The following is a 15062-nucleotide window of genomic DNA, read 5'->3' as shown; positions in this document are numbered from 1 at the left end:
AGAATCATAAAAAAACATCCAAAAAGTTAAGTATTACGCTAACTTTTTGGATGCTCTTAGATGGTATTAATTAGTGCAGATAAGACTGCTGCTTCAGTCTATTCTTATCTTACTTATAAAGCGGGAAGCGATCGGCCAATGTTTTGACACGGTCTTTTACTTCTTCTAGTTTTGCAGCATCTTCATGGTGTTTTAATGTATCTGCAATAATGCTGGCGAGCTCATCCATTTCTTCAAGCTTAAAGCCGCGTGTCGTAACTGCTGCTGTCCCGATGCGGACACCGCTTGTAATGAATGGTCCTTCTTGGTCAAATGGAATCGTGTTTTTGTTCGTTGTGACGCCCACTTCATCTAAGGCATGCTCTGCATCTTTGCCAGTAAGACCAAGTTTGCTAACATCCAAAAGAAGCAAGTGATTATCTGTTCCGCCAGAAACAAGACGCACGCCTTCTTTTGTTAAACCTTCCGCAAGACGCTGCGCATTTTCAACGATTTGCTGTGCATATGCTTCAAAATCGTTGTCGAGGATTTCTTTAAAGCTCACCGCTTTTGCTGCGATAACATGCATCAATGGACCGCCCTGCATAGCTGGGAAGACAGCTTTGTCGATTTGCTTCGCGTATTTCTCTTTTGTAAGGATCATACCGCCGCGAGGTCCGCGCAATGTCTTATGTGTTGTTGTCGTTACAACATCTGCATAAGGAACTGGTGTTGCGTGCGCACCAGCAGCAACTAGACCCGCGATATGTGCCATATCAACCATAAGGTAGGCACCGACTTCATCTGCAATCTCACGGAATTTCGCAAAATCAATTGCACGCGGATAAGCACTTGCGCCAGCTACAATCATTTTTGGCTTTACTTCAAGTGCTTTAGCGCGAACTGCTTCGTAGTCCAGCTGCTCTGTTTCCTGATCTACACCGTACTCAGTGAAGTTATACAGCTTACCGCTGAAGTTCACCGGGCTGCCGTGTGTCAGATGACCGCCGTGACTGAGGTTCATGCCAAGTACTGTATCGCCTGGTTCCAAAAAGGCGAAATAAACAGCCATGTTTGCTTGTGCACCAGAGTGCGGCTGTACGTTGACATGCTCTGCTCCGAAAATTTCCTTCGCTCGGCTGATTGCCAAATTTTCTGCTACATCAACATATTCACAACCGCCATAGTACCGGCGGCCCGGATAGCCTTCCGCGTATTTGTTCGTTAGTACGGAGCCTTGCGCTTCCATCACAGCCTGTGATACGAAGTTTTCAGATGCGATCAGCTCGATTTTATCGTGCTGGCGCCCTCTTTCGTCTTCCATAGCTTTAAATAGTTCTGGATCATTCGCTTGAATATGTTTCATCGAAACATGCCTCCTCGTGTATGGTTGATGTATGTCGTAGCCGGTGTTAGTCAGGGTACACAGCTCTTACGCCGCCGATCAGTTTAGGTCTTGTGTAAGCTGTATTGACCCGGGCACCGCCAATGAATCGCTGCTGTAATCGAAAAGGCACTGCAACAGACTTCAAATGCATTCCAATCATCGTCTCTCCGATATCAATTCCGGCATGTGCCTGGATGTCTTCAACCAACACCGGATCCTGGAACTGCTCGTAGGCGTACGCAGCCATAGAACCTCCGGCTTTTGCAACAGGTATCGCGGAAACTTCGGTCAAACCGTATTGCCGACTGATTTGCTTCTCTACTACAATAGCACGATTTAAGTGTTCACAGCACTGAAATACGAGATTTATATTTGTTTCTTTTCCGAGCCATTCCAGCTGCTGGAAAAGAAGATTGGCAATTTCCATATTCCCGGCGCTGCCGATTCTTTCTCCAGCCACTTCGCTTGTTGAACAGCCAATCAAAAACAAATCTCCAGCGTGCAAGTGTCCACAAGAGGCCAGCTCCTGAACAACGGATTTCATATGATCTGCAATTGCTTTCATGTACACCCTTCTTTTCTTACTTGTTTTCGTAATCTGTAATTTTGTTTACTCGGTTTTGATGACGCCCAGCTGTAAAGTCTGTGCCAATCCACGTTTGAACGATTTCGCGAGCCAAACCAGCTCCAATAACACGTTCTCCCATTGCCAACACATTTGAATCATTGTGCTCCCGTGTTGCTTTAGCACTGAATACATCATGTACAAGCGCTGCACGAATACCAGGTACTTTATTTGCCGAAATACTCATACCAATACCTGTACCGCAAATTAGAATAGCGCGATCGAATTCGCCATTAGCTACTCTCTCAGCAGCTGGAATGCCGTAATCCGGGTAATCAACGGAACCTTCACAATCACAGCCTGTATCGATAAACTCCACACCTAGTTCTGTCAGAAGATCTGCAATTTCTTTACGAAGATTTACTCCACCGTGGTCTGATGTTAGAATTACTTTCATTTTTTTCATCCTTCCTTCCGAATTCCGCATGATGCACGGAAGTTTGTTGTGTAAATTGGAATTGCTTTAACTGTTTTCTGAGCGTACCCGCTTGTTCTTCAAGTGATGCGGCCAAGTTCTCCAGATTATGCATAACAGACGCTTGCTCCTGTACAGACGCACTTACTTCCTGCGCACCGGCTGATGCCTCTTCCGCAAGCTCTGCTACATCTTTAGACTGACCTGTTACTGAAGCAATTTCTTCTTTTTGCTGCTGTGTGAGCTTGCCAATTTCCTCGATCGAAGAAACAACTTGTCCAATAGCAGCTGTCATCTCTTCCATGACAACACTGCTCTCAGAACCTTTTTCTGCTTCGTTTCGCGCCTGCGCCTGCTGTTCGTCAATTTCCGTTACAACTTGACCGATGTTTGACTGAATTTCCTTGATGTTCACTGTAATATCTTGGGCAGCCTGTCTGCTTTCATCAGCAAGCTTCCGTACTTCGTCGGCTACTACCGCAAAACCTTTTCCCTGTTCTCCAGCTCGAGCTGCTTCAATCGAAGCATTGAGCGCTAACAGGTTCGTCTGTTCCGCTATGTCGCTGACGAGACGGATGATTTGTTCAATTTCTGAAGCATTCTTTTCGAGCTGCTTTACATTCCCAATTGAATGCTCCTGTTTTTCTGAAATACGCTGCATACCTTCTACTAGTTCCATCACAACGGATTGGGAACTGTGCAATTTGCCAACCATGCCATTGGAAAGATTCTGCGCTTGATCTGTCTTTCTGCGAACTTCTTCTGACATAGCTGTTGCGTTATCGAGCGACCGGACGATCTTGCCGACAGCGCCTGAGGTTGATTGCGCTCCTTCGGCCATTGTCTGCATAATCCCGTCAATCTCAATCACTTTTTCCGATGCCGTCATTGTCTCGGCCTGGATTTCTTTGGCGTACTGGTCATTTGCTTTTGCATTTGCATCTATATCACTGATCATTGATTTGAGATTGTGCATCATTTGTTGGAAAGCGCGTGAAAGTGCTCCAATCTCATCATTGGAAGGAACTGCTTCCCATTCGCCTTCCAAGCTGCCATCAGCCGCTTTGGTCGCGACAGCCTCTAAATCTTTTAACGGTTTTGTAATGAAACGGGCTGCAGTAAAAGCTAGAATCCCGGTCCACAACACACCTAGTAATAGCGTGAGAAGTACAAGTACGGCTGCATCGACATTCCAATACTGCTGCACAAAGGGGTGTACAATATAAATGAATAGGGCACTCACGCTATACGTGACCAGTGCAAGAACTGTAGCGAAAATCGCCAGTTTGAAACGCAAGCTAAAGCTTTTCATGACATAATCCAGCCTCCATGCTGATATTTTGGTATGAGAGTCTTTTTACCTACTTCTCATTGTGAATCTTTTCTGCCAATTTATCAACATAGAATTCCAATTCCTTCAAGGTTTCTCGATACACATCAACCGAGCGACCAAATGGGTCCATAATATCTGTAGCGGGCATTGCAGCTTCCAGCTCCCGGATATGTGCGACTTCTCGCTCATGCGCTTGCATAAATTCGCTTTGGAATCGGTTCGGATCACCTTGATAGCCGCTTGCAAAGCGGACGCGCTTTGTTTCTAAATCCGCATATGCTTCTTGCAGCAGCTTCCAGGATGCACCTGCATCCTCTGCAGTGAATTCAGGCAACGTATAAAGCTTGCCAGCAGTGTGTGGGTATTGTTCCAGCAGCAGCTGTTTATGTTGTTCTGTCATTGTCAGAATCAAATCAGCCCACTCCACTCGCTCTTTTGTAACAGGCTTGGATTGGTGAGCGAACAAAACGCCGGCTTCTTCCATAACAGTTACCGCCTGGTGAGAAGCAGCTGAACCGTCGCTGGCAAAAATCCCCGCAGATTGTACTTCCACCTGCGGAAGCCGCTTCCGCACAAGCGCTTCAGCCATTGGGCTTCTGCATGTGTTGCCGGTACAAACGAATAGTAATTTCATCGAGAATTCTCCTTGCTTTTAAAATGGTGCTAGCATTAGTATACAACAGGAAAGACAATCTTACATGCTTCGATATATGCAACTTGTCTAACAAGTGAATCTGTCTGAATTTATACTTGGTAATAAAAAAGAGACGTACCTAATTGATACGTCTCCCTGCTTACATAACGCCTGTCGCTGCCTTTTCCAGCCGGTTCATGATGGCAGCTCCGACATCTTGCTTTGAAAAGCTTTCACATAAAATGACGGATACATCTGATTTTTTGAAATGTCGCAATGCATCATATAAATGCTCTGCTACAGTAGCGAGATTCTTCCTCGTGCCGCAAATTTGAATCCGCTCACTGTCCAGCGTTGCTGCCAGTTCTTCTGTGGCAATGATGCCGACCTTTTCTCCGGCTTCTGCAAGCTTGTCCGCTTGCTGCTGCATATTTTCTTTCACTAAGTACAGCGGCGCTTCCGGGGCATAATGCGTATATTTCATACCTGGCGCTTTGGGTTTTTCCTTCTGCTCCCCCGCCAGGCCTGGGTCAATCATCACTGTCCCGATTACTCTTTGGATTGCTTCTGCCGTAACACCGCCTGGCCGTAAAATGACTGGTACAGCCTCGGTACAATCTAATACGGTAGACTCTAAGCCAATGCCTGTTGGTCCGCCATCCATAATGCCGGCAATACGTCCATCCAGGTCGTGCACAACATGCTCTGCTCTGGTTGGGCTCGGCCGCCCCGATATATTCGCACTTGGAGCAGCAATCGGAATAGCCGCTTCCTCTAACAGTCGCAACCCTACTGGATGGCTCGGTATGCGAATACCAATTGAATCAAGACCGGCACTGACATTTGGTGCCACAGTTCCTTTACTTTTTAAGATAAGTGTCAGCGGACCAGGGCTGAATGCCTCCAAAAGTTTATGTGCCACATCTGGAACCTCTTCAACAAGATCCTCCAGCTGATTTGTATTCGCCACATGAACGATAAGCGGATTATCGGAAGGCCGTCCTTTGGCTTCGAATATCTTCCTGACAGCTTTTTCGTTTGTTGCGTCTGCCCCAAGACCATACACAGTCTCGGTTGGGAAAGCGACAGCTTCCCCTTGTTTAAGAAGAACGGCAGCTTCGCTCATTGCTTGTTTATTCAAAGACTGCTCTGACACAGTCCAATGCTTCGTTTCCATCATGGATCAGATACTCCTTCTCATGTATATCACTATGAGCTATGATACCACAGAGAAAGTGATTCCCCAATGTCAGAGCGTCTTCTCCCACCAGCCTTGCTTCGCTTCAAAACCATACAGCGAAATGAGCTGATCCAGCGTTTCATGATGGCTGATAAGCCGCAGATGGCTTGCATCACGGCGTCTTGCTTCCATACTAGCAAGTTCCATACACGCTAATATGACGGTGCCGTTTGCCGGCGGCTTTACATACATGGAATGGACACGCAATGCCTGTTCATCTTGTTCCAAACAGAAAAAAGCACGCCACCCATCATTCGTTTCCAAAACGTAACCTTCTTCATATAATTTCTGCTGCTCTTGTTCCCAGCGCGGCAGACTGTCTCCAAAAAAAGCTTCCAATTCCGTCAGCTCGAATGCTTGAGCCGGTATCAACTGCATGCTCATTCCTCCTGTCAGATTCTAGTTAATAGATTATATGACCAGGAGGAACAAGATATGATTCTAGCTGAACCATTCCAATAGAAAGAACTTCACTTTTGGTTTTTCCTCTTTTGGCGGTTCTTCTGCTGCAATATCGATTGGTTCTGCATCAGCATTTGTCTCTGCTTCTGCCACACTCGTCCCGCTGGAAAAATCTAAGAAACACAACGGCGGAAACAATACACACCACCAGTTCTCCCCTTCACCTTCCCCGAGTGTAATCAAGACAGCTTCATACTGCCCTGCCGGGTACAAGTAAGATCCGTAAAGCTTCGCTGGAAATGATATATTCTCACTATATTTCACGTTAAATTCCTGGCTCTTTCCTTGCTCATTCAGCACGTGTGCGACGGTTTTCTTAATCTCTGGAAGTTGATCTTCAATTATTTTCCGTGCTTCTTCAATATCCGAAATATCCTGTACCCACTCGTTAATTTGTTTGTTGACTTCATCCCGAATCAAACGCTTCAGCTGCTGATCTGCTTCTGAATCACTATTGGCCAAAATACGAAGCCGGATTGCTTCATCCGGAATTTGCTTTACTGCCTGCGAATTATTGCTTACCTGCGCTTCCGTATTTGTTCCCGGATAAAAGATATATAAAAATAAAAGGACGATTGCGAATAGGGATAATAAAAGCTTCTTCATACGGTAACCTCTTTTCTTTTGGTTGTTGGTAACAGTATGAACAAGCTAGATAGTTTTAAACCTATGAATCTAGTTTTTCGGCATAAAAAAAGGAACTGTGCTTTTGCACAATTCCTTTTTATTGCTCTATCCAAGCAAACACCATCCGGTCTTTGCCATTAATATCTTTTCGTACTTCCACTTCTGCAGCCGGGAATTTGTCCTGCAATAGCGTTTGGACTGCTTCTCCTTGCTGCCAGCCAATTTCAAAGCCGACAACAGCTGGAAGATTAAGCACATCCGGCAAACCATGAATGATCTCCTTATAAGCAGCCAGCCCATTATCATCAGCAAATAAGGCAATTGTAGGGTCAAAATCCTTCACTGTATCTGCCATCTGTGCTTTATCCGCTTCATCAATGTAAGGAGGGTTGGAAACGAGTACATTTACCTTTTGATCTAGCTGGTGAATGGGTACCAAGTATGTTCCCTGCTTCAAAGTGATGGAGGCACCGAGTGTCTTGCTATTGCTCTTAGCAACGAGTAAAGCACGTTCAGATATATCGGTTGCGATAACATGAGCAGCAGGAAAGGCTAACTTTAAAGAAGTTGCAATAATACCGCTGCCTGTGCCGATATCAGCGATTGCCAGCTGCTTCCCGGCAAGTCGCTCTTGTATCATTTTTTCCATGCCCAGAACGAGTTCCTCTGTTTCGGGTCTTGGAATCAGCACATCACGATTCACATAATAACGCCGGCCAAGGAATTCTTCTTCTCCGGTAAGATGCTGCAGCGGAATTCCTGTGTTCACATGCTCTTCCAAATCCTTTTGAAAAGCAGCATAAAGAACTGGATCCACTGTTTCCCGCAATTTCATCAGAAGCTCCGTTTTTTTGATACCTAAGTGATACAGCAGTAACAGCTCTGCTACTCGCTCTTCACGCTGATGGGTTTGCAAGAAGGCAGCCGCTTCCTTTAACGCCTCCATGATAGTAGGTGTTTGGTTGTTATTCTCCAATTTGCTCAAGCTTCTTCGCCTGCTCTTCCATTATCAAAGCATCAATCACTTCATGGAGCTTTCCTTCTAGAATCTGGTCCAGCTTTTGGATTGTAAGACCGATTCGGTGATCTGTTACACGGTTTTGCGGGAAGTTGTACGTTCGGATACGTTCAGAACGGTCACCAGAACCGACAGCGGATTTTCTCGCATCATCGTATTCAGCTTGTGCTTCCTGCTGAAACTTATCATAAATACGGGCGCGCAAGATTTTCATCGCTTTTTCTTTGTTCTTGATCTGAGATTTCTCATCCTGCATAGACACAACGATACCAGTAGGCATATGTGTTAATCGAACCGCAGACATTGTCGTGTTAACACTCTGTCCTCCAGGTCCGCTGGAAGTGAACGTATCAACGCGGATATCTTTATCGTGGATATCTACTTCCACTTCTTCTGCTTCTGGCATAACAACCACCGTTGCTGTCGACGTATGAATTCGGCCGCCAGATTCTGTTTCTGGTACACGCTGTACGCGATGGGCACCGTTTTCATATTTTAAGTTGGAGTAAGCATTTGCACCGTTGATCATGAAGATGATCTCTTTATAGCCGCCTACCCCAGTAGATGTTGCTTCCATCATCTCTGTCTTCCAGCCTTGCGCTTCTGCGTATCGGCTGTACATACGATAAAGATCGCCTGCGAACAGCGCTGCTTCATCCCCGCCTGCTGCTCCGCGAATTTCCATGATAACGTTTTTATCATCATTCGGATCCTTCGGCAGCATTAAAATCCGCATTTGCTCTTCTAATTCCGGAAGACGAGGAGATAGCTCGGAAATTTCAGCTTTGGCCATTTCCAAAATGTCTGGATCTTTCTCTTCGGCAAGCATTGTTTTCGCATCCTCAACTTGCTCACTAATATCTTTGTACTCGCGATAAGCTTGTACAACATCCGTCAAGCTTGCTTGCTCTTTCGAAAACTCACGCAATTTATTTGTATCACTGATCACATCAGGATCGCTTAGCAATTCGTTCAGTTTATCGTAACGGTCTACTAATGCCTGTAAACGGTCTAGCATATCGACACCTCTTTCTTTGCTTTATTATAGCTTCTCACCCGGAGCCTAGCAATCGCCGAGAGACTAGCATTGTCATAGCGGCGGATTGCTGTGGCATCTGCGGCAGACTGGATAATATGAATCGTTGCCGCCGATCTGAATCTGATCGCCTGTGTACACGGGTTTACCACTACCATCCACCCGCAGATTCATTGTTGCTTTACGTGCACAGAACCAGCAAATTGTCTTCATTTCTTCAATCTTATCCGCATAAATCAGCATATAGCGGCTGCCCTCGAACAATTCATTCTGAAAATCATTTTTAAGCCCAAAACCCATGACAGGGATATCAAATGTATCTACAATTTCTGCAAGCTGAAGCACATGCTCTTTATTCAGGAATTGTACTTCATCAATCAATACACAATGCGGCGTGGGCTCCTGGTCTTTGACGTACTGCAGGATATTTGTCCCTTCAAATATCGGAATTGCTTTGCGGCGCAATCCGATTCGGCTGGAAACATAGCCGACTTCATCTCTTGTATCGATACCCGAAGTGAAAATAAGTACGGACTTATTCTGCTCTTCGTAATTATTGGCTACTTTTAATATTTCAATCGATTTCCCACTGTTCATCGCGCCATACTTGAAAAATAGTTGTGCCATGTCATTTCTCCTTGTCAAATAAAAAAGATAGTGCAGCTGCACACTATCTTGATCTAAACTATATCAAACCATTTATGTAAATCTGGATGGTCAGTGTACATATAAGGCTATTTAAATTGGTTATAAAGCAGAAAAAACAGGCAAAGGGTGTTTGCCTGTTTTCGTCATATCTTAAGCTATTAGCCCAAGTTGTATTTCTTCTTGAAGCGATCTACGCGGCCGCCAGCTTTGTCAGCTTTTTGTTTACCAGTATAGAACGGGTGAGAAGCTGAGCTGATTTCTACACGAATCAATGGGTAAGTGTTGCCATCTTCCCATTCAATTGTTTCGTCGGAAGACTGAGTAGAACCTGTCAAGAATTTGTAGTCAGAACTAGTATCTAGAAATACAACTTTGTTATATTTCGGATGGATTTGTTCTTTCATACGTTAAGCACTCCTTTTTGCCCTGAATCCTTTGGAAACAGAGTTTATTGTGAGAGACCGATAACTGTCGTGAAAGCTCACATAACGTGATTATAACAGTACGATAATCCCATTGCAAGAGGAAATCACTATAATCAGGCGCGCTTGTTCGTGCCTTTTCGCTTCATATCTTCTTCCATATTTGCGAGAAATTCCTCGTTATTTTTCGATTGCTTCAGACGGCGCAGGAAGCGGTCAGCAAAGTCATGGGAATCCTGCATGGTTTTGCGAATCGCCCACATCTTATCCAGCTGCCCTTTTGGCACGAGCAGCTCTTCTTTTCTCGTACCTGAGCGAACCATGTCAATTGCCGGGAAGATACGTCGCTCTGCCAGAGAACGGTCCAGATGCAGCTCCATATTTCCTGTTCCTTTAAATTCCTCATAGATAACATCATCCATACGTGAGCCTGTATCAACAAGTGCTGTCGCCAAGATAGTAAAGCTTCCGCCTTCTTCAATGTTACGAGCAGCTCCGAAGAACCGTTTCGGACGGTGGAATGCAGCAGGATCGATACCGCCGGACAGTGTACGTCCGCTTGGTGGAATTACTAAGTTATAAGCACGTGCTAATCGTGTAATACTGTCCATAAGTACAATAACGTCTTTCTTATGCTCCACTAGACGCATCGCGCGTTCGAGTACAAGCTCTGATACTTTAATATGATTTTCCGGCACTTCATCAAAAGTGGAGCTAACTACATCAACATCCGGGTGTACGGATCGTTCGATATCCGTTACTTCCTCCGGGCGCTCATCTACGAGCAGGATAATTAACTTGGCATCTGGATGGTTGGTAGTGATACTGTTGGCGATCTGTTTCAAAAGCATCGTTTTCCCTGCTTTTGGCGGTGCAACAATCAAACCACGCTGCCCAAAACCTACTGGTGTCATCAAATCAATAATCCGCGTGGAAACTTTACGTGTTTCGGTTTCCAGCTTCATATGTTTATCCGGATATAGTGCTGTCAATGCTGGAAAATGCACACGTTCCTTCGCTACTTCCGGATCTTCATTGTTTACTGCATCAACATGGAGGAGGCCATAGTAACGTTCGTTTTCTTTCGGCGGACGAACTTTACCGGAAACCTTGTCTCCGTTACGTAAATCAAAACGGCGGATTTGCGAGGCACTAATATAAATATCTTCAGCACTTGGCGCATAATTAATCGGTCTTAGGAATCCGAAGCCTTCGGAAGGAATGATTTCTAAAATACCGTCCATGAAAAGGAATCCATCCTTCTCTGCCTGCGCTTTCAAAATCGCAAAAATCAGTTCACGTTTCGTTAACTTTGCATAATAGGAAACGCGGTATTCGCGAGCCATCGCGTATAAATCTTTTAATGTTAATGTTTCTAGATGAGAAATCGATAGTTCAGCCACAAAATCACCACACCTATTGTATTTAAGGACTTGTCCTTATCTGTTTGGCTGTTGGATGTAATATCCTAACATTCTTACTCTAAACTGTTGGAATCTAATTAAGCTGCTGGCCATCAGTCTTGGCCGAAGAGGTGCAAGGGAAGCTACTGGCATCCATGCATGTCTCTAGAAGAAAAGGAAGGATGGTAGTGTATAACTAGAATAGAAGATTATAACTATCATTTTTTACCACAATACAGCTTTTTTAAACCACTTTATCATTGCTGCGTTTTTTAGCATAACTAATCATACATTTTCAGTCTGTAATATTCAACAGTATTTTTGGCGGAAAGGCGGATTTTTCTTTGCTGTATGAGGCTGATAAAGGTAACGGAGAATGATTTTACGTTAGTGCTATGCATTGCCACTTCGGAAATATACGCCGCTTTCTTTGGAGAGTCTCCGTGTCTTATGCAACAAAGCGCGCTTAGGGTAAAGACTCAAATGAAGTTCTGACTCTGCTTCAGGTATAGATGCTTATTCCATATGAACACGCTGCTACAACAGATGACGAGAAACTCCGAACTTACGGGAATTCGATTTTAAGAATTCCACCGCAGTTCGGAGCTCTCTCCCAAACACCTATTCCGTATCAAGAATTCTGGAATTGCTCGACTTCTTGTTCGCTCATCTCTTCTCGCCAGATGTTGGCTCCGAGTGCAAGCAGTTTTTCTGTGATGCGTTCGTAGCCTCGGTCGATATGTTCTACGCCAGTGATTTCTGTGATACCGTCTGCCATCAATGCTGCGATAATTAATGCTGCGCCCGCCCGGAGATCGCTTGCTTTTACTTTTGCTCCCTCCAGCTGGACAGCGCCAGTGACAATGGAAGCACCACCTTCCACCTTGACCTGCGCGTTCATGCGGCGAAGCTCGTCAATATGCTTGAAGCGAGCCTGGTAAATCGTGTCCGTTACAACGCCAGTACCTTGTGCTTTTGTCAAAAGTGCTGTGAAAGGCTGCTGCAGATCAGTCGGAAATCCAGGATAGACAAGTGTTTTTACATCCACACTTTTCAGTTTCTCCCGCGTCCTTACCGTGAGCTGCTCTTCTCCCTCGATGATTTCTACGCCCATTTCACGCAGTTTGGCTAATAACGATTCCAAATGCTGTGGAATGACGTTATCAATCACTACTTCTTCGCCTTGGGATGCTGCTAAAATCGTGTACGTACCAGCTTCAATTCGATCCGGTATAATCGTGTGCTGACAGCCGTACAGCTGATCAACACCCTCGATTCGTATGACATCTGTACCTGCTCCTTTGATTTTCGCGCCCATGCTCGTCAGCAATGTAGCCACATCAATAATTTCCGGTTCTTTAGCTGCATTTTCGATTACTGTCTTGCCTTTGGCACGTACTGCCGCAAGCATGATATTGATTGTAGCACCAACACTCACAACATCCAGATAAATCCGGGCACCGCGGAGCTCATCCGCTCGCAAGTAAATCGCACCTTGCTCATTCGTCACTTGTGCTCCTAACGCTTCAAAGCCCTTGATATGCTGGTCAATAGGTCGAGGGCCTAAATAGCAGCCGCCTGGCAAACCGATAACTGCCTGTTTGAATCGTCCGAGCATTGCACCCATAAAATAATAAGATGCCCGGAGTTTCTTCACTTTTCCGTTCGGCAGAGGCATGGATGTCATATTGGCAGGATCGATTGTTAGACCTTGATCGTCTTCCTTCGTTACTACACCGCCAATCTCTTCAAGCAAATGACTCAATGTCTCAACGTCTGATATATCGGGCAGCCCTTCTATCGTTACAGGAGATTCAGCTAGAATTGCAGCTGGCAGCAGTGCTACTGCACTGTTCTTCGCCCCGCTGATTTTCACTCGTCCTTTTAAAAGGTTTCCGCCCTCTACTAATATTTTCTGCATAAGGAACTCCTCACATTTAGGATAACAGCAACGTTAGTTTTCGCTATTTTACCATTATTATACTATATACGACTGTTCCAGTCTGCAAGAAATCGTTTGATTCCAGCATCAGTCAGCGGATGCTCTACCAATTTTCTCAAAATATCGAAAGGAACTGTAGCAATATGCGCTCCTTGCTGTGCAGCTTCGGTGATATGCATCGGATGGCGGATGGAAGCAGCAATGATTTTTGTCTCAATTGTATGCTGATCAAAAATCGCTGCAATTGTACCAATCAGCTCCATCCCGCTATGGCCGATGTCATCCAGCCGCCCAATAAATGGCGATACATATGTAGCCCCTGCACGCGCCGCAAGTAATGCTTGATTCGCATTAAAAATTAATGTCATATTTGTTTTAATGTTCAACTCAGAGAGGGACTTAACTGCCTTAAGGCCTTCAAGTGTCATCGGAATCTTCACCGTAATGTTCGGCGCTATTTTAGCGAGCTCTTTTCCTTCTTCTACCATATCATTGGCTTGCTCTGAAATGACTTCTGCACTGACAGAGCCAGGAACTATTTCCGTTATTTCGCGGAGCCTATCATGAAATGACGCACCTTCTTTTGCCACCAGCGTAGGGTTGGTTGTCACTCCTTCCAACACACCAAGCGCGTTAGCAAGCTTGATTTCCTCCAAGTTCGCAGTATCCAAAAAGAATTTCATTTTCCCTCTCCTTAAGCGCTCCGATATAGTTTATGCAGATTTTCTTTATATGGCATAGGATTGCACAACTTTCCTATAATATCAATTATTTCGGGCTGCTGAAATGCTGGAAAGAGCACGTGTTATTCAGTTAAAGCACTTATGCGTAAGGAATATGCATCATTATTTTCTAACACAACAGAAAAATCCGAACCGATGTTCATTCTGTAAAAAGAATTTTCATCATAGTTCGGATTTTCTTTGGACTAAGACATATATGTCTTAGTTAGTGCTGCTTATGCTTTACCTGAAGAACCGAATTCACGCATTTTGCCGATTACTGTTTCTTTAATCGCTTCACGAGCTGGTCCTAGGTATTTACGCGGATCATATTCGTTAGGTTTTTCTGCCAGTACTTCACGAACGCGTGCAGCAGAGGCAATTTGGTTCTCTGTGTTTACGTTTATTTTAGAAGTACCAAGGGTAATAGCTTTTTGGATATCCTTTGTTGGGATTCCAGTACCGCCGTGCAATACTAATGGAAGATCTGTAGTGTTGAAGATTTCTTCCATACGGTCGAAACCAAGGTTTGGTTCCCCTTTGTAAGGTCCGTGTACAGAACCTAGTGCTGGTGCAAAGCAATCAACGCCAGTTTCTTCAACAAGCTGTTTACATTCGGAAGGAATTGCATATGCAGCTTCTGCATCACTTACTACAAGATCATCTTCCTGTCCGCCGATGCGGCCAAGCTCAGCTTCAACAGATACACCATGCAAGTGAGCCAGCTCAACAACTTTTTTCGTAAGTGCGATGTTTTCTTCCAATGGATGATGAGAACCATCAATCATTACAGATGTGAAACCAGCATGAATTGCTTTCGCACAAGTATCAAAGCTGGAACCGTGGTCAAGGTGAATCGCAACAGGTACAGTTATGCTGTAGTCCTCTAACAAACCTTCTACCATTAAGACAACTGTTTTGAAGCCGCCAATATATTTAGCTGCACCCTCGGATACACCAAGGATGACAGGAGAGTTTTCTTCCTGTGCTGCTTGCAGAATTGCTTGTGTGAACTCAAGGTTGTTGATGTTAAATTGTCCTACCGCATAGTTATCTTTTTTCGCTACTTCTAGCATTTCTTTCATTGAGACTAAAGGCATAACAAAATTCCTCCTTCAAAGTTTGCACGACGGTCAGCTACTATGTATATCTAGTCGTGTTAAATCGCT

General features: G+C 44.7%; 16 protein-coding genes. All 16 read right to left on the bottom strand.

The window, feature by feature from the left end; genetic code table 11:
* Positions 1-109: 109 nt before the first annotated feature.
* Positions 110-1345, bottom strand: coding sequence for a serine hydroxymethyltransferase (locus CRO17_RS03205; RefSeq protein ID WP_097039183.1), 1236 nt, complete (start codon positions 1343-1345; stop codon positions 110-112).
* A gap of 46 nt (positions 1346-1391) precedes the next feature.
* Positions 1392-1931, bottom strand: coding sequence for a TIGR01440 family protein (locus CRO17_RS03200; protein WP_097039181.1), 540 nt, complete (start codon positions 1929-1931; stop codon positions 1392-1394).
* 16 nt (positions 1932-1947) lie between these two features.
* Positions 1948-2388 (bottom strand): ribose 5-phosphate isomerase B, encoded by a 441-nt coding sequence (gene rpiB, locus CRO17_RS03195; RefSeq protein WP_097039179.1) that lies wholly within the window; start codon positions 2386-2388, stop codon positions 1948-1950.
* Positions 2342-3718 carry a methyl-accepting chemotaxis protein gene (locus CRO17_RS03190; protein WP_097039177.1) on the bottom strand — a complete coding sequence of 459 codons (1377 nt, stop codon included), beginning with the start codon at positions 3716-3718 and terminating at the stop codon, positions 2342-2344. Before CRO17_RS03190 ends, rpiB begins: the two co-directional genes overlap by 47 nt.
* Positions 3719-3767: 49 nt before the next feature.
* Positions 3768-4373 carry a low molecular weight protein arginine phosphatase gene (locus tag CRO17_RS03185; RefSeq protein ID WP_097039176.1) on the bottom strand — a complete coding sequence of 202 codons (606 nt, stop codon included), beginning with the start codon at positions 4371-4373 and terminating at the stop codon, positions 3768-3770.
* Positions 4374-4533: 160 nt separating this feature from the next.
* Positions 4534-5553, bottom strand: a complete 1020-nt coding sequence (locus tag CRO17_RS03180; protein ID WP_342748952.1) for an L-threonylcarbamoyladenylate synthase — start codon at positions 5551-5553, stop codon at positions 4534-4536.
* A gap of 69 nt (positions 5554-5622) precedes the next feature.
* Positions 5623-5991, bottom strand: coding sequence for a hypothetical protein (locus CRO17_RS03175; protein ID WP_097039174.1), 369 nt, complete (start codon positions 5989-5991; stop codon positions 5623-5625).
* A gap of 63 nt (positions 5992-6054) precedes the next feature.
* On the bottom strand, positions 6055-6681 hold the full coding sequence (gene spoIIR, locus CRO17_RS03170; protein ID WP_097039172.1) for a stage II sporulation protein R: 627 nt from the start codon (positions 6679-6681) through the stop codon (positions 6055-6057).
* 118 nt (positions 6682-6799) lie between these two features.
* Positions 6800-7687 (bottom strand): peptide chain release factor N(5)-glutamine methyltransferase, encoded by an 888-nt coding sequence (gene prmC, locus CRO17_RS03165; RefSeq protein WP_245864575.1) that lies wholly within the window; start codon positions 7685-7687, stop codon positions 6800-6802.
* Positions 7668-8738 (bottom strand): peptide chain release factor 1, encoded by a 1071-nt coding sequence (prfA, locus tag CRO17_RS03160; protein ID WP_097039171.1) that lies wholly within the window; start codon positions 8736-8738, stop codon positions 7668-7670. The genes prmC and prfA overlap by 20 nt, the downstream gene beginning before the upstream one ends.
* 72 nt (positions 8739-8810) lie before the next feature.
* Positions 8811-9383 (bottom strand): thymidine kinase, encoded by a 573-nt coding sequence (locus tag CRO17_RS03155; protein WP_097039169.1) that lies wholly within the window; start codon positions 9381-9383, stop codon positions 8811-8813.
* 179 nt (positions 9384-9562) lie between these two features.
* Entirely contained in the window at positions 9563-9808 is a 246-nt protein-coding gene (locus CRO17_RS03150) for a type B 50S ribosomal protein L31 (protein WP_077307090.1), read from the bottom strand.
* A 134-nt stretch (positions 9809-9942) separates the two neighbouring features.
* Positions 9943-11229, bottom strand: a complete 1287-nt coding sequence (gene rho / locus CRO17_RS03145; RefSeq protein ID WP_097039167.1) for a transcription termination factor Rho — start codon at positions 11227-11229, stop codon at positions 9943-9945.
* Positions 11230-11860: 631 nt separating this feature from the next.
* Entirely contained in the window at positions 11861-13150 is a 1290-nt protein-coding gene (locus tag CRO17_RS03140; protein WP_097039165.1) for a UDP-N-acetylglucosamine 1-carboxyvinyltransferase, read from the bottom strand.
* A 62-nt stretch (positions 13151-13212) separates the two neighbouring features.
* Positions 13213-13854, bottom strand: a complete 642-nt coding sequence (gene fsa / locus CRO17_RS03135) for a fructose-6-phosphate aldolase (protein WP_097039163.1) — start codon at positions 13852-13854, stop codon at positions 13213-13215.
* A 275-nt stretch (positions 13855-14129) separates the two neighbouring features.
* Positions 14130-14993: a class II fructose-bisphosphate aldolase gene (locus CRO17_RS03130; protein WP_077307082.1), complete on the bottom strand. Its 864-nt coding sequence runs from the start codon at positions 14991-14993 to the stop codon at positions 14130-14132.
* Between the last annotated feature and the right edge of the window lie 69 nt (positions 14994-15062).

The organism is Terribacillus aidingensis, from assembly GCF_900215625.1.
Lineage (GTDB): Bacteria > Bacillota > Bacilli > Bacillales > Amphibacillaceae > Terribacillus > Terribacillus aidingensis.
This window is presented reverse-complemented; position numbering and strand designations above follow the sequence as displayed.